This window comes from Vibrio sp. 1-2 (7-a) (genome assembly GCF_013048515.1).
GTDB lineage: Bacteria > Pseudomonadota > Gammaproteobacteria > Enterobacterales > Vibrionaceae > Vibrio > Vibrio diabolicus.
The window spans coordinates 121,054-142,121 of sequence record NZ_VHSQ01000001.1 but is presented as its reverse complement, the minus strand read 5'-3'; the positions used below and the strand labels follow the sequence as shown (position 1 = coordinate 142,121).

Sequence of the window (21,068 nt, the reverse complement as noted above, 5' to 3'; positions counted from 1 at the left end):
CGACTACGCTGATATCCTCAAACGATAGAATCTACCATTGAGTTAAGGAAAACTAATGTGAAAGATCGAATGCCTCCTTTACAGGGCTTGTATTACTTCTTCGTTGCAGCAAAGGAAGGAAGCTTTAAAACAGCGGCAAAAGAATTGTTTGTTACGCCAGCTGCCATTAGTCAGCAAATTCGTCATCTTGAAGAGTTTTTAGGAACGGACTTATTTGTTCGTCAGCACAGAAAAATCGTGCTCACACCTGAGGGAGAGCTGCTGTTTACTCAGGCAGAAAGAGGGTTTGCACATTTGCAGCAAGGGATGAGATTGGTTAATCAAGATCCTAACCCTAACCACCTTTCGATATCAACACTCCCCTCTTTCGCTCACCATTGGTTAGTCCCGAAAATTACGGCTTTTCGTCAGCGTCACCCTGATATCGCCTTACTATTAGAACCAACCAATGATTTAGTGTCTTTTCAAGATAGTCAGATCGATTTGTGTGTCCGTTATGGTTTAGGAAAATACCCTAATTTAGAATCACAATGGCTAATGGATGAAGCTTTTTATCCTGCCTGTCACCCGGTATATCAGAAAGAGCACGGCATCTATCGCATTGAAGATTTAAGCAAAGCAGAGCTCATCGAAGACGTTTGGCCAGATCTGGACTGGAACATGTGGTTAGCGAGACTTGGTCATTCAGCGGCAAAGCCTGCTTTAAAATACAGTGGCTCACACTTAGTGTTAGAAGCCGCGTTATCACTACAAGGCGTAGCGCTCGTCAAACACAGTTTAGCTCATCAATATTTCCGTTCAGGCAAACTGGTCCGAATTGGTGATATAGCCATTAAACCCAAATTTGCGTATTACCTGTGCGCTCCAAAAGGCTACTTAAAGCGACCTAAAGCCCAATTGTTCGCACAATGGTTGAGAGAAGAAATAGAAACATTTGAAAAGTCAGTGATACCAGATTTTAAAACCATCGACCTCAATGTTAGTAATACTGGCTCAGCTTCAGAATAGTAGGTAAACAACACCAAAGGCGTATATCAGCGAAACAAAAACGCGCTATGTATAAGCGGTTAGATACAAAAAGCCCCGCACTAGGCGGGGCTTTCAAGTTATAGAGTTAACTTAAGAATTACTTCTTAGCGTTACGCTCTTTAACGTCAGCAATTACTTGCTCAGCAACGTTTGCTGGACATGGTGCGTAGTGTGAGAACTCCATAGAGAACTGACCACGACCAGAAGTCATTGTACGTAGAGTACCGATGTAACCAAACATTTCTGATAGAGGTACATCACCCTTGATACGTACGCCAGTAGACGCAGCTTGTTGGTCTTTGATCATACCACGACGACGGTTAAGGTCACCGATTACGTCACCAACGTGATCTTCTGGAGTGAACACGTCAACTTTCATGATTGGTTCAAGAAGTTGCGCGCCAGCTTTAGGCATAGACTGACGGAATGCGCCTTTAGCAGCGATTTCGTAAGCGATTGCTGAAGAGTCAACTGCGTGGAAACCACCGTCGAATAGTTCAACTTCAACGTCTAGAGTTGGGAAGCCAGCTAGAACACCGTGCTCCATCATTGACGCAAAGCCTTTCTCAACTGCAGGCCAGAATTCTTTAGGTACGTTACCACCAACAACTGTTGACTTGAACGTGAAGCCAGAGTTTGGCTCACCTGGTTTGATGCGGTAATCGATCTTACCGAACTGACCAGAACCACCAGACTGTTTCTTGTGCGTGTAGCTGTCTTCGATTGCTTGAGTGATAGTTTCACGGTAAGCAACCTGTGGAGCACCAACTTCTAGCTCAACGCCGTAAGTACGCTTAAGGATATCTACCTTGATGTCTAGGTGAAGTTCACCCATACCTTTCAGGATAGTTTCGCCTGAATCTTCATCAGTCTCAACTTGGAATGATGGATCTTCTGCAACCATTTTACCGATCGCGATACCCATCTTCTCAGAACCGCCTTTATCTTTAGGCTTAACTGCGATAGAGATTACTGGATCTGGGAAGATCATTGGCTCAAGAGTACATTCGTGCTTAGGATCACATAGAGTGTGACCAGTTTGAACGTTCTTCATACCAACTACAGCGATGATGTCACCAGCTTGTGCTGAATCGATCTCGTTACGCTCGTCTGCGTGCATCTCAACCATACGGCCGATACGCTCTGTTTTACCAGTTGCAGAGTTAAGTACTGTGTCACCTTTCTTCATCTTACCAGAGTAGATACGGATAAAGGTTAGAGCACCAAAACGGTCGTCCATGATCTTAAATGCAAGCGCACGTAGTGGCTCGTCTGCAGATACAGTCGCAACTTCACCAGTTGGCTCACCAGTCTCTGAATCAGTTAGAGGCTGTGGATCAACTTCTGTTGGAGATGGTAGGTAATCAATTACCGCGTCAAGAATAAGTTGGATACCTTTGTTCTTGTACGCTGAACCACAGTAAGTTGGGAAGAATGCTAGATCACGAGTACCTTTACGGATACAACGTTTGATGTCTTCTAGAGATGGCTCTTCGCCTTCTTCTAGGTAAGCCATCATTAGATCTTCGTCTTGCTCTAGAGCAGTTTCGATTAGCATTTCACGGTATTCAGCAGCTTTTTCTACCATGTCTGCTGGAATATCTTGAACTTCGTAGTTCTCTGGCTGGCCAGACTCATCCCATACGTAAGCTTGTTGGCTTAGTACGTCTACAACACCTACGAAATCTTCTTCGATACCGATAGGTAGAGTCATAACTAGAGGTGTAGCACCTAGTACGTTTTGTACTTGATCTACAACTTTGTAGAAATCTGCGCCCATACGGTCTAGTTTGTTAACGAAGATCAGACGTGATACGTGTGATTCGTCAGCGTAACGCCAGTTAGTTTCTGACTGAGGCTCAACACCACCAGAACCACAGAATACACCGATACCACCGTCAAGTACTTTTAGAGAACGGTAAACTTCGATAGTGAAGTCAACGTGTCCAGGAGTATCGATGATGTTTAGACGGTGATCGTTCCAGAAACAAGTTGTTGCTGCAGACTGGATTGTGATACCACGTTCAGCTTCCTGCTCCATGAAGTCAGTTGTAGTTGAACCGTCGTGTGTATCACCGATCTTATGGATCTTACCAGTTAGCTTTAGGATACGCTCTGTAGAGGTAGTTTTACCCGCGTCTACGTGAGCAAAAATACCAATGTTTCTGTATTTTGATAAATCAGTCATTGTCTTACTCTGTTAATAAGGTATAAAGTGCGCGCAGAGTATATCACATTCTGTCAATACTGATACCCTTGCGTGCGGATGGAAGAAAAAAAATTTTAACGTGAAATTTCCGTCCCCAAAGCATAGTCAAACACAGCAATTTATGTACTTTATTCGCATTTTATTGAGGACGGATAGAACAGTTTGTGATTCCACAAATACCATTCTTATGAGCATTACAGCTCGTCAAAAGCCTCTATAGCTTCCGACAATTTCTTAACGCCGTGAATTTGCATGCCAGGAATGCCGCCTTTCGGCATGTTGGCTGCAGGCACAATGGCTTTCTTGAAACCATGTTTGAACGCTTCATTCAAACGTTCTTGCCCACTTGGCACAGGACGGATTTCGCCTGCAAGCCCGACCTCACCAAAAATAACCACATCTTTGGGAAGTGGACGGTCACGAAAACTCGATAAAAGCGCCATAACTAACGCAAGATCGGCACTCGTCTCCGTCACCTTAACACCGCCAACCACATTAACAAAGACATCTTGGTCTGCCATTTGTAAGCCACCATGCTTATGCAACACAGCGAGCAAAAGTGATAAGCGGTTCTGCTCCAAACCGACCGCAACACGGCGAGGGTTTGCCAATTGCGAGTAATCCACCAACGCTTGAATCTCTACTAATAGAGGACGCGTACCTTCCCACACGACCATAACAGAAGAACCTGATGTTTCTTCTTCACCACGAGAAAGGAAAATCGCGGATGGGTTACTCACTTCTTTCAACCCTTGGCCTGTCATTGCAAAGACACCGAGCTCATTCACAGCGCCAAAGCGGTTTTTATGACTACGCAATGTGCGAAAGCGGCTATCAGTACCACCATCAAGCAGCACTGAACAGTCTATAATGTGCTCAAGAACTTTAGGGCCCGCAAGGGTACCATCTTTTGTTACGTGACCAACAATAAATACCGCGACGTTATTCTGTTTTGCGTATCGTGTCAGAGCAGTCGCAGATTCACGTACTTGAGCAACACTGCCCGGTGACGATTGAACATCTGAAACGTGCATTACCTGAATCGAGTCAATCACCATAATGCGAGGTTGCTCTTTTTCGGCGATTTGGCAAATTTTGTCGACGTTCGTTTCCGATAGCATTTTTAAGTGCTCTTTCGGCAACCCTAGTCGAGAAGCACGCATTGCTACCTGCTGCAACGATTCTTCACCTGTTACGTAGAGCGTTGGCATTTGCGCAGACAAACTACACATGGTTTGCAGCAACAAGGTGGATTTACCAGCGCCAGGGTTACCACCAATCAAAATAGCGGCGCCGGGTACAACGCCCCCACCTAATACGCGGTCAAGCTCTTTAAACCCACTGGTGAAGCGTGGCACTTCCTGCAGATCAATTTCAGATAACGTTTGAACTGTAGCTTCTGTTGCGGAGCCCGCGTAGCCGGATAAACGTTCATTACGAGCAACCGTTGGCGATGCAGCGATACGGACTTCTGTTATCGTATTCCACGAACCACATGCGTTACACTGCCCCTGCCAACGGGGAAAATCCGCGCCACAATCATTACAAACATACGCTCGTTTTGCTTTCGCCATGATGCCTCGATTTTTTCTACAAATGTGACTAAGCACAGCCAAGTCAGACCTTAACTGAAATGAACTATTGATATACTTAAGTTTTACTTCGCTTAGCCGATACAATTTAAAGTAACGACATACTCTAACAGAAATAATGCAGCAATCTGAAATTCTCTCGATCGCAGAACGACTCATTCCCGTTTACGGTTCGGATGACTTTGACTTTGTCCTTGGCCAATTGACCGAGGAAGAGCCGCCTTCGGCCAAAATCTTAGTGAAAATGGAACTTAACCGCTTGATGGCTCCGTGCAAAAAAAGCATCGATCTGCGCGGTCGCGTCCAAGGTGAATGTCGCGAGTATATTTTGGATGGTATTCCACATTGGTTAGATGACGTTGCTTTCAACGCTTACCATAAAAACATCAAAAAGTTTGGCGGCTACACTGAGGGAATGTGGGAAGCTTTGGTCAACACACGGAATAACTTTCGCGTAATGAGCAAACGTCTTACTCAACAAAAAACGCAATCGTTAACGGATCCTAAAAGCCCTTTCTTAGCGGAGCCCGTTCACCTCGGCTATGACTTAAAGCGCCAAGAAAAGCGCTTGAAAGTCCAATCTCAAGTCGAGATTTGCCGATCTAAAGGGCAACTTCTGCATGGGTTAAGCATTGACTTATCCTGCTCTGGCGCAAAGTTCAAAGTCCCAAGTGCGTTTAAATATAACCTTGGGGAGATTATTCAGGTCACGTTTACTGAGTTTGCCAGCAAATCTCAGGTTGCCGGTATAGAGAAACCGCTGGCGTACCGCATACTTGCGGTTGATGACTGTTACGAGAATGACTCAGTTCGATACCTCAGAACCATACGTTTAACTGAAACCAATGTCGTTACTCGAGTGATCGATGAAGCGCTCAACAGCGCAGCTAAAAGAGCTCGTCACGATAATCAAGATAAGATCATTCGAGCTCGAACTCGTGGTTATGAGCACATCGCACTTAAGCACACCAGCAGCTTACCTCTATTCTTTGATGGCAGTGAGCTGAAACTCGCTATGTTGACGCCAAACAATCAAAAGCTTTGGCAGTACTGGCATGATGAAAGGAACCAGCAAATGTTTGGGTCCTTATTTAATGAGAAGCGAGTCGCGTCACTCATTAAACCTGGCGTTAAAGGCACCACCAATGTCCTTTATTCATTTACTCACGAGCACGAAAACCGAACCTATTTCTATTCGATGCTTCGTCCTGAGGCCACTCGTGAACAACGCCAGCTATTTTGGCATTTAGGTGCTAAACGTGAAAGTTGGCGCGCGTTTAGAATTTCGATATTTGAACTGTCAGAGCAAGAACAGGAAGACTTAGCCGCTTTCTCTCCGGAGTTGGCTGAAACGTCCCAATCATTGACTCATATTGGCATCTTGCAAGAAATTGCTGACGAAAAATCAGGGCAGGATTATCTGCTCACTGAAAAGCCGCGCTTACCCGCGAATACGTTAAATGCATTTCGCCATCCGAGAAGAATTATAGGCAACCCGAAAGGCATTTATTTTGATGCTAAGTCTCGTCGTAAAGAGCCACGTTACCGATTTAAGACCCCAATAGAACTGCGTTCTGGGCCCGTCACAGCGATCGGCAGCACCGTCGATATTTCAAAGCGAGGGCTCGGCATTAAACTGGACGAACCTACTATGTTGCGCTCTGGGCAAGAGGTTCAGGTCAACTTCCGAGAGTTACAACTCTACGACAAAAAGCTGCCTTTAATGTCGGTGCCATACCGGGTAATTCGTGTTAGCCCAGATGGCTGTAGCGTACAGTTAGTTATTGATGAAAGCAGCCACACCATTAAAGTGATCGCCTTTTTCAACAGCATTATCGAACACAATCAAGATAAGTTGATCCCGCAAAAAGAGATGCTACCGAGTAATGCGTTACTTGAAAGACTGCACAGCATGTTGCTCTCTCGAACTCTGAGCACACCCATTTTTATCAGTAAAACAGCGTCGTCTTCAATCAAAACCCCCGTTATTGGGGTGAATTTGCCGCTACCTAAGCACATTGAGCTTTTTGCACGCCTTGGGCACGATCAATTGTTGTCACTTGAACCTATCTTTAAAGGTCGAACAAGCACATTAATCGCAGAGCCGATAAAGCGTGTAGAGGGAGCTCAAGCAAGGCATCAGGATATCTACATTAGCGCAGCCAAAGTCGGCAATAAAATTACAGGCATTGAGTCTAAGCTTCATCAAGAGTTCAACAGCGTAAAAGAACGGATTCAATTTATAAAGAAAGCGCGAATGATGGGTGACTTCTACGTAATTCGCTTATCTACAGCCCCAATTTTCGATCCGATGACATCGTTGCTGCAACAAGATTTAAGTGACTTAACCCAATTTGGTGTACATCAAGCGAGCAAATTAGAAAAGGAGCTGACCGCTTTGGTCGGTTACAGTGAGTTTGAAGACATTACGGAAGAGGTTGTAATTAGATTGGAGTTAACCGAGTAAATTTAGAGCCATACTAAGTCAACGAAAAACACCGCCAGAAAGGCGGTGTTTTTGAATGGATAAATTAAGGTTTTGCTTTCCAGCTGACCTTTTGCTGCTTCACCAGTGCACCAGATAAAATACAGAGCACACCGCCTAAGCCTGCAAAGCGAATCGCAGATTGCGCTTGAGCTTCCACTTTAGGTTTTGCGTGGTACGCGATACCTAAGCCCGCCACCGACATCATCACAAGATCGTTAGCGCCATCACCGACAGCAACCGTGTTGTGCTGCTCAATTTCGTATTCATCCGCCAACTCCACCAGGATATCTGACTTCATCTGCGCGGTAACCACATCGCCAAGTACGTTCCCCGTGAGCTTACCATTAATGATTTCTAACTGATTAGAGCGAGCAAAATCTAAATCGACTTTATCTTTGATGTAATCCGAGAAGTAAGTAAAGCCACCGGAAGCAATCGCTGTTTTCCAACCTAGTGCTTTTAACGTTGCGATTAACGCTTCAAAGTCCGGCATAAATGGCAATTGGGAACGAACTTGTTCAAGAATTGATTCATCAGCACCTTTGAGCTTGCCTACGCGTTGACGCAAACTTTGCTCAAAATCCAGTTCTCCTTGCATCGCACGTTCAGTAACTTCTGCTACCTCATCCCCGACTCCGGCCAATTTTGCGATTTCATCAATACACTCTATCTGGATTGCCGTTGAGTCCATGTCAAATACAATCAAACCTTGGGTTGAGAGATCTGGAACTTCATTAAGCGAGGCGTAATCCAAGTTGAGGCTTTGTAAGATCGTTTCGTGTTGAGGGGTCAACTCTCCTGCCATCAAGGCGACTTCATATTGGCCAACTTTCCACGTTTCTAACACGGGGTTGTAGACACCTGTGAAGAAATCAATGTCTTCAAAATGACGTGGCGAAAGGTATTCTGCAAACACTATCCAGTTTGCTTTTGCTTTATCTAGTTGGGAGGCAAATCGAGTCTCGGGTAATCGTTTTAAAAGTGTCGTATGTTTTCTGATAGGCAAGCTTTTTGACGCGTCCATGTATATAATCCCTTATGACTTTGCTAAAACGTTACCTCAACAAACTAAAAAGGCAAGTCTTTGTTTTATTTTAAATGGATGAGTAAAGAGCATGAGTGAATCCTTGTTCTCAGTAAGGAATGCCCTAAGAATTCTGGCACTAATCCTACTGTGTGTGATGTTGTTTATCACGATCAAAAACAGTGTTGTGATCAGTAAGGGCAATGAGAAAATTCAAGCACAGCAGCTTGAGACACTCACCAAAGTTTTGATTTCACAGGCGTCTCTTTCTGCCAGTGAAATGATTTTGACCAAAGATCAAGAACGCTTACTTAAGCTGACAAACCAGCTAGCACAAGACCGTTTGGTGTTTGATGCGACAATATATGATGCACAAGGCGTACGTTTAGCGTCTAGTGAAGATGCGCTATCGGTACGCGAAGTTTTAGGCTTAGACACGCCTTTGGCAACAGCTTCCATTGGCCGCCAGCAGTTGGTTGAACCAGTATTTGCCGATGAAGCACTCATCGGTTTTGTTCGCGTTACCTTTGAGACAGGTCGTGTAACCGCAATTTCTGACCACCACTATCGTAAGAGTGATCGCTACATGTACATGATGGTGCTAATGAGTTTTGTGTGCGGCATGTTATTCATTATGATTTTACGTAGACAGCCTATCCGCCGTAAAAAAGCGCAAAACCTACTGCTAACCAAATAGTCAGTCGGTAATCGACATCTAATACAAAAACAGCCCGCATTGTGCGGGCTGTTCTTTTAGTTCTTAATGTCAAGAAACTAAGATGACTCTTTGTCGCTTATTCTTCGTCGCCTAGCAATACTGAATCTAGTGCGATTAGCATCATGTCGTTGAATGTTGTTTGACGCTCATCAGAAGTTGTTTGCTCACCCGTTTTGATGTGATCTGAAACCGTACAGATTGTCAGAGCTTTTGCACCGTATTCTGCCGCTACGCCGTAAATACCCGCCGCTTCCATTTCAACACCAACAATGCCGTACTTGTCCATTACGTCGAACATTTCTGGATCAGGCGTGTAGAAAAGCTCCGCTGAAAATAGGTTACCGACTTTCACATCAATGCCACGTGCTTTTGCTGCGTCTTCTGCCGCGCGAACCATTTTGTAGTCTGCGATTGCTGCAAAGTCATGACCTTTAAAACGGATACGGTTCACTTTAGAATCCGTACACGCGCCCATGCCGATCACAACATCACGCACTTTGATGTCTTCGTTTACTGCGCCACAGCTACCAACACGTATAATTTTCTTCACGCCGAAGTCTTTAATTAGCTCCGTTGCGTAAATCGAGCATGATGGGATACCCATACCGTGGCCCATTACCGAGATCTTACGGCCTTTGTATGTGCCTGTGTAACCGAACATATTACGCACATCACATACTTGCACAACGTCTTCAAGGAAGGTTTCTGCGATGTATTTTGCACGTAGCGGGTCACCCGGCATCAGTACGACGTCTGCGAATGCGCCCATTTCAGCATTGATATGTGGAGTTGCCATTTTCTTTTCCTTAACCTTTCTCTAGCGCTCCGCGCTTAAGGCGATATAAGCCAGAGTATTCTCATTTCCGACAAGCAGTACTTGCATACTGCAAACATAAAACTAGGAGCATTCTGCTCCTAGTTTTCAATATCCTAATTATAGGAAATTCTTACCGTAATCCATTGGAGAAGTACCGAAGTAGCTCGCCAATGTTTGGCCGATGTCTGCGAATGTTTCGCGGCGGCCAAGAGAGCCTGCTGGCACTTTTTGACCGTAAACCAATACTGGGATGTGCTCACGAGTATGGTCAGTACCTGGCCATGTTGGATCACAGCCGTGGTCTGCTGTTAGGATAAGCACGTCATCTTCACCCATCAGTTCTAGCACTTCATTGATGCGACCATCAAAGTACTCAAGCGCTGCAGCGTAACCCGCCACATCACGACGGTGACCGTAAGCTGAATCGAAGTCGACGAAGTTAGTGAATACGATGGTGTTATCAGCCGCTTCTTTGATCGCTTCTTTCGTTGTTTCAAATAGTGCTGGAATGCCTGTTGCTTTGGTTTTTTTAGTGATCCCGCAACCAGCATAAATATCTGAAATCTTACCGATGGAATGCACCTGACCGCCCTTCTCATCAACTAACTTTTGTAAGATAGTCGCTGATGGTGGCTCTACAGATAGGTCACGACGGTTACCCGTACGCTCAAATTGACCTTTACCCGGACCAATAAATGGGCGCGCGATTACACGGCCGATGTTGTAATCTTCTAGTTCTTCACGCGCAATTTGGCAAAGCTCTAGTAGACGGTCTAGACCGAATGTCTCTTCGTGACAGGCGATTTGGAATACAGAGTCCGCAGAGGTATAGAAGATTGGCTGCCCAGTCTTCATATGCTCTTCACCCAAGTCATCAAGAACTTGAGTACCAGATGCGTGGCAGTTACCTAGGAAACCGTCAAGACCCGCGCGCTCAAGGATGCGATCCGTCAACTCTTTAGGGAAGCTGTTTGCTTTGTCTGTGAAGTAACCCCAGTCAAACAGAACAGGAACACCTGCGATTTCCCAGTGACCAGACGGCGTGTCTTTACCAGAAGAAAGCTCTGCGGCGTGGCCGTACGCACCGATAATTTCTGCTTCTGCGTCTAGGCCAGGAGCAAAGCGACCTGTTGATTCTTTGTGTGCCATTGCCAAACCTAACTTAGATAGGTTTGGAAGGCGAAGTGCGCCTTGACGTTGGTCGTTATCTGCTAAGCCTTTTTCGCATTGTTCTGCGATGTGGCCTAGTGTGTCTGAACCTACATCACCAAATTTCTCAGCGTCAGCGGTTGCACCAATACCGAATGAGTCTAGTACTAAAATAAATGCTCTTTTCATTGCTCGTTCCTTAGGCCCACTCGGCTTTTTATTATGGTTGAGTAGGCCTTGTGTAATTACTTGTTCTGTTAAATATCTTCTGCACGAATTTGGCGGTAAACCTCTGGAGTTGGTGTGTACTCACCACCTACTTTGATTGCACTGCGCAGTGCTTTTGCCGCTTCTTCCCACTGCTCTTCGCTGCGAGCGTGGATAACGGCAAGAGGTTTATCGCTATCTGCAACTTCACCCAAGCGGATGAACTCGTCGAAACCTACGGCATAGTCGATTTCATCAGTAGCAACACGGCGACCACCACCCATAGCAACGACAGCCATGCCAATCGCACGCGTGTCCATTGCTGAAACAATGCCCGTTTCCGTCGCGTAAACAGGCTTGATGATTTCCGCTTTTTCTAGGTAGTTATCGTAGTTTTCTACGAAGTCTGCTGGGCCGCCAAGACCCGCAACCATCTTGCCGAAGCATGCTGCTGCTTTACCGTTGTCTAGTGCTTCCATCAACTTCGCACGTGCATCTTCTGTGTTCTCAGCCAGTTTGCCAAGTACCAGCATTTCTGCACAAGAAGCCATGGTGACTTCAAGTAGGCGTGGATTACGGTATTCACCAGTTAAGAAACGAACCGCTTCACGAACTTCCACCGCATTACCTGCCGAAGAGGCCAATACTTGGTTCATGTCTGTCAGGATTGCAGTGGTCTTAGTACCCGCACCGTTTGCTACTGCTACGATTGATTTCGCTAGCTCTTCAGACGCTTCGTAAGTTGGCATGAATGCACCAGAGCCGACTTTAACGTCCATCACTAGCGACTCCAGACCCGCCGCCAATTTCTTAGAAAGAATGGAAGCCGTGATCAGAGAAATGTTGTCTACGGTTGCGGTAATATCACGAGTCGCGTAAACACGCTTATCCGCTGGAGCAAGGTCACCTGTTTGACCGATGATCGCCACACCAGCGTCTTTAGTTACTTGCCCAAACACATCGTTGCTTGGTGTGATGTTGTAGCCTGGAATAGACTCAAGCTTATCTAGCGTACCGCCTGTGTGGCCAAGACCACGGCCAGAGATCATTGGTACGAAACCGCCGCATGCTGCCACCATAGGGCCAAGCATCAAAGACGTTACGTCACCCACACCTCCGGTAGAGTGTTTGTCGACAATTGGGCCACCAAAGTTCATGTGGCTCCAGTCGATAACCATGCCCGAATCACGCATTGCACACGTTAGGGCGATACGCTCATCCATGGTCATTTCATTGAAGAAAATCGTCATAGCAAACGCCGCGATCTGACCTTCAGATACGGTGTTATTTGCTACGCCTTGAATAAAGAAGTTGATTTCTTCTGCGGTAAGTACTTCACCGTCACGTTTTTTACGAATGATTTCTTGTGGTAAATACATTAGTGCCTCCCATGCTCTCGTGAGCCATGGTTAAGTAGGATAGAAGAGGTTTGGTAGCACCCGTTTAGGTGCTACCGTTCAGACATATTATTGGGATTAGTACGCTGCTGGATCAGCAGTTTCGTCTGTCACTTCTAATGTATTTAGTAGGTTAGTTAGCAGGCTAGACGCACCGAAACGGTAGTGACGGGCATCAACCCAGTTGTCACCTAGGATTTCGTCAGCCATTGCTAGGTATGCAGCTGCATCTTCAGCAGTGCGCACACCACCTGCTGGTTTGAAACCAACAGTTTCTGCAACACCCATGTCACGAATCACTTCAAGCATCATGCGTGCATATTCTGGTGTTGCGTTTACTGGCACTTTACCAGTTGAAGTTTTAATGAAGTCAGCACCTGCTTCAATACAGATTTGAGATGCTTTCTTGATTAGTGCTTCTTCTTTTAGTTCACCCGTTTCGATGATCACTTTAAGAAGAATATCGCCACAAGCCTCTTTACATTGCTTAACTAGTTCGAAGCCTACTTTCTCATCACCCGCCATTAGCGCGCGGTATGGGAAAACAACGTCAACTTCGTCTGCACCGTAAGCAACCGCCGCTTTTGTTTCAGCAACAGCGATTTCGATGTCGTCGTTACCGTGTGGGAAGTTCGTTACTGTTGCAATGCGAACCTCTGGCGTACCTTGCTCACGAAGTGTCTTCTTAGCAATAGGAATAAAGCGAGGGTAAATACAAATTGCAGCTGTGTTGCCTACTGCTGTTTTCGCGTCATGACATAATGAGATCACTTTTGCATCAGTGTCATCGTCATTCAACGTAGTTAGGTCCATAAGTTTAAGTGCACGTAGCGCTGCTGCTTTTAAATCGCTCATTTCTATCTCCGATCAATATTCAAAAAATTCACTACTCAGCCTTACATCACGTCTCTAACTATAATCAACAAGTCGAGACAATGTGAGTAAATGGCTAAACAGTCTATTAATGAACGGACTTGGTTCCCTGAAGACTCGGCATATACAGCGAAAATTTCATATGCCAATTGCTATCCTTGTCACCGCACAGTACCAGTTTGGCCTATGGCACAACAATCTATGATTGCGGTGTCTTTAATATCACATCACACAGCAAAACGCCTATTAGATCTGATATTGCTGGGCAAGTCATTTGCCCATCGATTATGTAATATTCTTTACGTGATTAAGTATCAACCTTAACCACTATCCTGTGATTAATACATTATAGAGTTTCACCGCAAAACTGTAGCACCAAATAGAGCGCAAACGGTTTGTATCTCAAAATTTCCTAGCCCCTATTCCATCGGCTGCGTAACTCATAGACTGAGTCCGGCATCCGGTGAGATTTTAGAGCCCGAAAAACGAAAAATGCCCCGCAGCAATCTCTTGCTACAGGGCATGATGTAAAACGGCGTCTATATATTAAGAACCGATTCTAATTATAGTGCTGCAAGGCTTAAGCAGAAGCCTGCAATTGTCGCTGCCATAAGGTTAGACAACGTACCAGCAAGAACAGCTTTAACACCCATGCGAGCGATGTCACTACGACGGTTTGGTGCAAGGCTACCTAGACCACCAAGTAGAATCGCGATAGAAGAAAGGTTCGCGAAACCACATAGTGCGAATGAGATGATAGCTGTTGTCTTCTCAGACATTACTTCACCAGTTGCCGCGATTACTTGAGCGTTTTCACCTAGGTATGGTGTGAAGTTCAAGTAAGCAACGAATTCGTTCACTACGATTTTCTGACCGATGAATGAACCAGCAGTTACTGCTTCAGCCCATGGAACACCGATTAGGAATGCTAGTGGAGAAAATGCGTAACCTAGGATTAGCTCTAGCGTTAGTTCTGGCATGCCGAACCAACCACCGATGCCACCTAGCATACCGTTGATCAGCGCGATTAGACCAACGAATGCGATTAGCATTGCACCTACGTTAAGCGCAAGTTGTAGACCAGAAGCCGCACCGCCCGCTGCTGCGTCGATTACGTTTACTGGTTTGTCGTCGCCGCCGTCCATCGCTTCTTCGATACTTTCGTGAGGCTGGTCAGTCTCTGGGTGAAGGATTTTAGCGAATAGTAGACCACCTGGTGCCGCCATGAATGATGCTGCTACTAGGTACTCTAGTGGAACACCCATTGAAGCGTAGCCCGCTAGTACACCACCAGCAACAGAAGCTAGACCACCACACATTACCGCGAATAGCTCTGATTGAGTCATTTTTGGAACGAATGGACGAACAACTAGAGGTGCTTCTGTTTGACCTACGAAAATGTTTGCTGCTGCTGACATTGATTCCGCACGTGAAGTGCCCAGCGCTTTTTGTAGTGCGCCACCAAGAATCTTGATAACCCATTGCATAACGCCAATGTAGTAAAGAACCGAAATCAGTGCAGAGAAGAAGATCAGTGTAGGAAGAACACGGAATGCGAAGATGAAACCGCCGCCGCCGAATACTTCGAACATCTTGTCAGAAACAAGACCACCGAACAGGAATGATGAACCATCGTTACCGTAGTTGATAACGTTAGAAACACCTGAAGAGAAACCGTTTAGTAGATCACGGCCCCAAGGTACATACAGAACAAATGCACCTAATGCGAATTGGATAGCGAATGCGCCACCCACAGTTCTTAGATTGATAGCTTTACGGTTATTAGAAAATGCAAATGCAATCGCAAGAAGCACTACCATACCGATTAGGCTCATAAACAGGCTCATAGTTTATGACTTCCTTATAAGTTATTTATTGGCGTGTTACAAAATGGAGCTATAAAGCGGGAGCAATTATACTCATGCAGAATCAATTAAAGTAATGCCAGCCTCACACTTTCCTATAAGATTCATGATTGATTCAGCCAGCTTTGTGAGTTAATTCACAATAAGCAGGAAAACGTTTTCTATTTCAAACCACATCTTTAGATTTTATTCACATATCGAGAAAGCAAAATTGCTATTTTTCCATAACTGAGAGGCAATCGATTGCTTTGGACCGTTATGCAACTCTACGAGCTCATTAAAGACGTGAATGAGTTTGGCTGGGTGATTCGACTCCCCTTGATATCCAAGTATAGGCATATCCGGTGCATCTGTTTCGATCACGAGATGTTTGAGTGGTAATTTTTGAATTGCGTCGCGCGTTTTCTTCGCTCTTGGGTAGGTGATGGTTCCTCCTACACCGATAAAAAAACCTAATTTGACCCACTCCATTGCTTGCTGATAACTCCCAGAGAAAGCATGTAGCACACCGCCCCGAGGGAGCTTCGCCGCTTTAACCATTTGAATAAGGCGATTGTGCGCTTTTCGGCTATGTAAAATAACTGGGAGTTCGAAGCATCTAGCCAGTTCAAATTGAACTTCAAGTGTCTTTTCTTGCAACTGTGGGTCAACATCAATGGCAAAATCTAGCCCACACTCTCCTATTGCCACGCACTGGGGAGCATTTTGTTTTAGATAATGTTCCAATTCAGCAAAGTGCTGCTCGACGTTATCTTCAAGAAAATACGGATGAAACCCAAGGGCGTAATACAAATTGGCATGTTGATCTGCCAAGGTTTGAATACGAGCCCAGTTTTGAGGTCCCACTGAAGGAATCAGAATTCTTGTCACGTCTTGCGTTTGAGCTAGCTGAAGTTGATGTGCAAAGTCACCTTGGAATACATCAAAGTCAAAGTGACAATGGGTATCAAAGAGCTTCATCTTGAGACTTTTTATCTGTACCGACAAACTGAGAATCAGAAAATAGTAGAGCTTCACTGTTCTCTTCATTTTGATGGGCAGGATCTTTTCGATACGGAACGCAGCTGCGTTTTTGATCAGGGGTTAGCCCCATCTCCTTGCACCAGTCGTCGTAACGCTTCAATCCTCGTTTAAACCAGTTCATATCTCATCCTTATAAAAAACGCCCTTGGCTAAGTTTATAGCCAAGGGCGTTTTAAAATCTAGTTTGCGTTAAAGCTTACCCAAACCGCTTTTTGATTAGTGCTCACGCGTCGCACGGAAATCAATATCAGGGAAACGCTCTTTCGCCAAGTTTAAGTTAACCATTGTTGGCGCAATATACGTTAGGTTATCACCACCATCCAATGCTAAATTTGCTTGGTTCTTACGTTGGAACTCATCCAGTTTCTTCGCATCATCACACTCAACCCAACGAGCAGTTGCAACGTTAATGCCTTCATAAATCGCTTCAACGTTATATTCAGACTTCAAACGAGCCACAACAACATCGAACTGAAGTACACCAACAGCACCAACGATCAGATCGTTGTTTTGTAGTGGACGGAATACCTGTACCGCACCTTCTTCTGATAGTTGCACCAAGCCTTTTAGTAGCTGTTTCTGCTTTAGTGGATCTTTCAGGCGAATACGACGGAACAGTTCTGGGGCGAAGTTCGGAATACCAGAGAACTTCAATGACTCACCTTGAGTAAAGGTATCACCAATCTGGATAGTACCGTGGTTATGCAGACCAATGATGTCACCCGCGTAAGCGTGTTCTGCACGTGAACGGTCACCCGCCATAAAGGTTACTGCATCAGAGATACTCACCTGCTTGCCAAGACGAACGTGGTTCATCTTCATACCCTGCGTGTAAGTACCCGATACAATACGCATGAATGCGATACGGTCACGGTGTTTCGGGTCCATGTTTGCTTGGATCTTGAATACGAAACCAGAGAACTTCTCTTCTGTCGCTTCAACTTCACGCTCAACCGCCTGACGCGTTTTCGGTGCTGGCGCCCACTCTGTTAGACCATCTAGCATGTGGTCTACACCGAAGTTACCTAATGCGGTACCGAAGTAAACTGGCGTCAGGTCACCTGTTAAGAACATTTCCAAATCAAACTCAGGGCAAGCACCCATAACAAGCTCAAGCTCTTCTCGAACACTTTCCGCAAGGCCTGCACCGACTTTTTCATCAAGCTCTGGGTTATCTAGACCTTTGATGATTCGAACTTCTTGAATCTCATGACCGTGACCAGATTCGTATAAAATCGTTTCATCACGGTGAATGTGGTACACACCTTTAAACTCTTTACCACAGCCGATTGGCCACGTGATAGGCGCGCACATCATGCCCAATTCGTTTTCTACTTCGTCCAATACTTCCATTGGATCACGAACGTCACGGTCAAGTTTGTTCATGAAGGTCACGATTGGCGTATCGCGTAGACGGGTTACTTCCATCAACTTACGAGTACGATCCTCGACACCTTTCGCAGCATCGATAACCATCAAACACGAGTCGACTGCCGTTAGAGTACGATATGTATCTTCCGAGAAGTCTTCGTGTCCAGGAGTATCAAGTAGGTTTACCAGGCAATCATTGTAAGGGAACTGCATCACAGACGTGGTTACCGAGATACCACGTTCCTTTTCCATTTCCATCCAGTCTGATTTTGCGTGCTGTGCATTACCACGACCTTTAACCGTACCTGCTTTTTGAATCGCGTTTCCGAATAAAAGGACTTTTTCAGTAATGGTGGTTTTACCCGCATCCGGGTGAGAAATAATAGCGAACGTTCTACGTTTAGACACTTCGCTTAGAAAAGGTGTATTTGACATGAAACTGGTCTTCTTTGATGTCTGAATGCTTGCTCGAAAAGCAAACACGCTTTTTAGATTCAATATTGCGCGGTATTCTCGCTTATTATTGCCTCAGGGGCAACTGATCGCTTTAGGGGCGACCTCCCTTATGGGATGAGTTAACGTTAGTGAAAGAAGAGATAACTCATGATGATCGCATCTTCTTTTCCCGTGCCAGTTTTCGCAGGGTAATAGTTATGACGTCGATCAACTTCATTGAATCCAGCTTGTTCATAAATATAAATAGCAGGCTTATTACTCTCTCGCACCTCAAGCCAAGCACTCTCCGCTTTTGATTGCTCACAATGTTCTAAGAACGCATCCAACAGTTTTTGACCATAGCCTTTACCCTGAAGATGCGGCGCGATAGCAATATTCAGCAACGTAACTTCACCGACAATATTCTGCGCATAGAAGTAGCCAATCACCATCTCGCCATCGAGCATCACATGATGACATGCTCCACGGCTGGATAAATCACGTACCAAAGACTCTGCCCACGGATGCGAGTGTGCTTGCTGCTCAATTTGCCAAACTTGATCTAAGTGCTCAGCGCACATTGGTAAGATTTTAGTTGTCATTATTTACCTAGGGGTTCATGTGCAATACCAATTGCAGTAAAACGGGGATTAATGCTTATTTGCTCGAATTGTTGTAAGAACAAATCTGTTGCCAAAGTGCACGTTTTTGTTGGGTATTCCCATCCACATCTTGCAACAATGGCGATGTCAGTTGTTTAGTGTCAGGCAATACTTCGGCTTCACACCCTGCAAACCAAACCCACTCAAGCTCGTGCTGGCCAAGTAATGGAAATCGCTCTGGCTCAATATGTAACGCTTGGTCAAGCGTTAACTTCATACTCTTTAGGATGTTTTCAAACAAAACCGCCGTCTCATTCTCTGGACATACCGGAGAGATCAACAGGAGTTTGCAAGAACTTTGCAAATCGATTTTTGGCGATTGGTAACCTGCCAATCTATCTGGGTGTACCAGCTCCCATGTGCTGATGCCCATTTCGTGTAAATACTGTTTCTCGTTAATTGACATTTTCCGTCACCTATTTGAACGAGGGCAATCCTAACAAATAATCGTGATTATACCTAAAGGACTTCAAGGAACACCTCAATACATTGGAATGATTGAACTGTTCTGCCTATGACAATGGCCACACCGTAGGTATAACATATGAGGTACATTATGAAATTCTTACCTACACTGCTGCTTTGCGCACTGGTAGCCACCACCAGCATGAGTGTTTTTGCTAATAGCAGCGATGAGTGGGAGCTGATTGCAACGAAAACCGTCAAATTCCAAACAGAAACGGATACCGTGACACCAAATAGCCTATTCCGAAATCGCAGCTTCAGTAAAATTAAACTGAAATGTGTGCAGGGCACGGTAGACATTAACGACTTAAAAGTCGTGATGACGGACGGTAGTGAGAAAAAGCTAACCTCTATGGGTGTGCTAACAAGTGGATTATCGACTCGTGCATGGAGCCTTCCTGGCTCAAAAGAAGCGAAGCTAAAACAGATTGAAATGACTTACAGCAGTTGGGGCAGCAGAAAACTCAATGTTTTAGGGCTAAGTAAGAAAGCAAAAATAGAGGTTTGGGGTAAGAAGAAAAGTGACCAGTCATCCTAATCTCCCTATCTCAGTTTTCAATGAACTAAGAAAGAAGCCCACTGAGTTAGTGGGCTTCTTTCATTTACAGTTCAGAGAACTCTGGCGCGTAATCTATGCGTCCGGAGAGTCCGGCACATTGACCTTCGACCAACTCTGCGATACGAAATGCACCTTTAGGAACATCCCAAGCGCATTCGAATCCCATCTCGTCGCATGATTGAAAGCCCTGGCGCGCGTAATAATCAGGATCGCCCAACACCACACACACTGGATAGCCAAAATCACGAAGTGAATCAAAACCTTCTTTGATCAACTCTGCAGCGATGCCTTGGCGACGGTAATCTTCATGAACAGCCAATGGCGCCAGCCCTTGCCACGACAAATCTTCACCATTTAAGGTCACTGGGCTAAATAAAGCATGGCCTATTACCTCTCCCTCATCTGTACACGCGACTAAGGAAAGTGTGAATTTGCTGTTTTCGCGCAAACGCATCACAAGCTTAGCTTCAGCTTCCGTCGGGAAGGCGTGTTTCAATAAGCGGTCAATGGTAAGAATGTCCGCAGGGGCTTCAGTTCGAATAAGCATTCGCTACTCCGGTTGGTTGTGCAGGCGCTTGAACTCCTTTCTGAACAAAATCAGCCAATTGATTCAAAGCGACTTGCATTGCTTTCGGTAACTGCTCTAAGTCGACACTGTCCATTAAGTTTTTCACTTCTAAGCCAAGCTCAGTATCGCCTTCAATTGAAAGGCGACGTTGGAAGAACAGTGTGTCAGGGTCTTCTTTACGACCAGCAATCAGTACTAGGTCGTTTAGATTACCACTAAAACTCACATCTTCCTGAACTGGTTTTTCAGCTACCACTAATTTTTCGCCTTGATAGCTGATGTACCATGCTAAGTTCAAGTCTTTAATCGCAACTTTTAACCACTTGTCTTCAAGGAACTCAAAGTCACCATCTTCCAAGGCTTCTTTAAACACCATTTTTAGCCCTTCCAGCAATGCTTTTTGCTGAATTGGCTGTGGTAATAACTGGACTGGAGAACGCAAAATGTTAGCTGCGTTCTTTACTAGTTGACTGCGAATCTTGTTTAACACGTTCATTATCCGTTACTTTGTCATTAGGTTGCCTATATTAAGCAATCGTGGCAATGAGATTACTGTTATGTATCAATAAAGTGCTTATTTTAGATTGGTGGATTATTGTTCACTAACGCTTCTTTTT

The 21,068-nt window shown here is 45.1% G+C and carries 19 protein-coding genes; 4 read left to right on the top strand and 15 right to left on the bottom strand.

Annotation, left to right across the window (positions count from 1 at the left end; translation table 11 throughout):
- Positions 1-57 precede the first annotated feature (57 nt).
- Entirely contained in the window at positions 58-1,008 is a 951-nt protein-coding gene (locus FKN08_RS00580) for a LysR substrate-binding domain-containing protein (RefSeq protein WP_170891011.1), read from the top strand.
- 118 nt (positions 1,009-1,126) lie between these two features.
- Here FKN08_RS00580 and fusA read toward each other — a convergent pair whose 3' ends face one another.
- The gene (gene fusA / locus FKN08_RS00575; RefSeq protein WP_012841459.1) at positions 1,127-3,217 is read right to left on the bottom strand and encodes an elongation factor G; all 2,091 of its coding nucleotides are present in this window, start codon (positions 3,215-3,217) and stop codon (positions 1,127-1,129) included.
- A gap of 215 nt (positions 3,218-3,432) precedes the next feature.
- Positions 3,433-4,812 (bottom strand): DNA repair protein RadA, encoded by a 1,380-nt coding sequence (radA, locus tag FKN08_RS00570; protein ID WP_046875036.1) that lies wholly within the window; start codon positions 4,810-4,812, stop codon positions 3,433-3,435.
- Positions 4,813-4,948: 136 nt separating this feature from the next.
- Here radA and FKN08_RS00565 point away from each other — a divergent pair, with 136 nt between their 5' ends.
- Positions 4,949-7,297 carry a PilZ domain-containing protein gene (locus FKN08_RS00565; RefSeq protein WP_170891009.1) on the top strand — a complete coding sequence of 783 codons (2,349 nt, stop codon included), beginning with the start codon at positions 4,949-4,951 and terminating at the stop codon, positions 7,295-7,297.
- A gap of 64 nt (positions 7,298-7,361) precedes the next feature.
- On the opposite strand, the gene serB is transcribed toward FKN08_RS00565, so the two are convergent.
- Positions 7,362-8,342, bottom strand: a complete 981-nt coding sequence (gene serB / locus FKN08_RS00560) for a phosphoserine phosphatase (protein ID WP_006742382.1) — start codon at positions 8,340-8,342, stop codon at positions 7,362-7,364.
- A gap of 91 nt (positions 8,343-8,433) precedes the next feature.
- On the opposite strand from serB, the gene FKN08_RS00555 reads away from it, so the two are divergent.
- Entirely contained in the window at positions 8,434-9,039 is a 606-nt protein-coding gene (locus FKN08_RS00555; protein WP_041852892.1) for a YtjB family periplasmic protein, read from the top strand.
- A gap of 97 nt (positions 9,040-9,136) precedes the next feature.
- Here FKN08_RS00555 and deoD read toward each other — a convergent pair whose 3' ends face one another.
- From deoD to FKN08_RS00505, 10 genes are all read right to left on the bottom strand, one after another.
- Positions 9,137-9,856: a purine-nucleoside phosphorylase gene (deoD, locus tag FKN08_RS00550; protein ID WP_006742381.1), complete on the bottom strand. Its 720-nt coding sequence runs from the start codon at positions 9,854-9,856 to the stop codon at positions 9,137-9,139.
- A gap of 138 nt (positions 9,857-9,994) precedes the next feature.
- Complete coding sequence (locus tag FKN08_RS00545; protein WP_170891007.1) at positions 9,995-11,215, bottom strand: phosphopentomutase; 1,221 nt, start codon at positions 11,213-11,215, stop codon at positions 9,995-9,997.
- Positions 11,216-11,283: 68 nt separating this feature from the next.
- Positions 11,284-12,612, bottom strand: coding sequence for a thymidine phosphorylase (deoA, locus tag FKN08_RS00540; protein WP_170891005.1), 1,329 nt, complete (start codon positions 12,610-12,612; stop codon positions 11,284-11,286).
- Positions 12,613-12,708: 96 nt separating this feature from the next.
- Positions 12,709-13,485, bottom strand: coding sequence for a deoxyribose-phosphate aldolase (gene deoC, locus FKN08_RS00535; protein WP_006742378.1), 777 nt, complete (start codon positions 13,483-13,485; stop codon positions 12,709-12,711).
- Between the two features lie 581 nt (positions 13,486-14,066).
- Positions 14,067-15,350: a NupC/NupG family nucleoside CNT transporter gene (locus FKN08_RS00530; protein WP_047008943.1), complete on the bottom strand. Its 1,284-nt coding sequence runs from the start codon at positions 15,348-15,350 to the stop codon at positions 14,067-14,069.
- Between the two features lie 204 nt (positions 15,351-15,554).
- Positions 15,555-16,328 (bottom strand): TatD family hydrolase, encoded by a 774-nt coding sequence (locus tag FKN08_RS00525; RefSeq protein ID WP_170891003.1) that lies wholly within the window; start codon positions 16,326-16,328, stop codon positions 15,555-15,557.
- Entirely contained in the window at positions 16,315-16,512 is a 198-nt protein-coding gene (locus tag FKN08_RS00520) for a DUF5363 family protein (RefSeq protein ID WP_046875042.1), read from the bottom strand. Before FKN08_RS00520 ends, FKN08_RS00525 begins: the two co-directional genes overlap by 14 nt.
- A gap of 95 nt (positions 16,513-16,607) precedes the next feature.
- Entirely contained in the window at positions 16,608-18,197 is a 1,590-nt protein-coding gene (gene prfC / locus FKN08_RS00515) for a peptide chain release factor 3 (protein WP_012841453.1), read from the bottom strand.
- Positions 18,198-18,343: 146 nt separating this feature from the next.
- On the bottom strand, positions 18,344-18,799 hold the full coding sequence (rimI, locus tag FKN08_RS00510) for a ribosomal protein S18-alanine N-acetyltransferase (protein WP_005394641.1): 456 nt from the start codon (positions 18,797-18,799) through the stop codon (positions 18,344-18,346).
- 55 nt (positions 18,800-18,854) lie between these two features.
- Positions 18,855-19,265, bottom strand: coding sequence for a DNA polymerase III subunit psi (locus FKN08_RS00505; RefSeq protein WP_047008945.1), 411 nt, complete (start codon positions 19,263-19,265; stop codon positions 18,855-18,857).
- 150 nt (positions 19,266-19,415) lie between these two features.
- Here FKN08_RS00505 and FKN08_RS00500 point away from each other — a divergent pair, with 150 nt between their 5' ends.
- On the top strand, positions 19,416-19,862 hold the full coding sequence (locus tag FKN08_RS00500; RefSeq protein ID WP_012841451.1) for a hypothetical protein: 447 nt from the start codon (positions 19,416-19,418) through the stop codon (positions 19,860-19,862).
- Positions 19,863-19,926: 64 nt separating this feature from the next.
- Here the strand turns inward: FKN08_RS00500 and FKN08_RS00495 are convergent, their stop codons facing one another.
- Together FKN08_RS00495 and FKN08_RS00490 are read right to left on the bottom strand one after the other, a co-directional pair.
- The gene (locus tag FKN08_RS00495) at positions 19,927-20,430 is read right to left on the bottom strand and encodes an N-acetyltransferase (RefSeq protein ID WP_104970909.1); all 504 of its coding nucleotides are present in this window, start codon (positions 20,428-20,430) and stop codon (positions 19,927-19,929) included.
- Positions 20,414-20,941, bottom strand: coding sequence for an SCP2 domain-containing protein (locus tag FKN08_RS00490; protein ID WP_170891674.1), 528 nt, complete (start codon positions 20,939-20,941; stop codon positions 20,414-20,416). The genes FKN08_RS00495 and FKN08_RS00490 overlap by 17 nt, the downstream gene beginning before the upstream one ends.
- Positions 20,942-21,068: the final 127 nt, after the last annotated feature.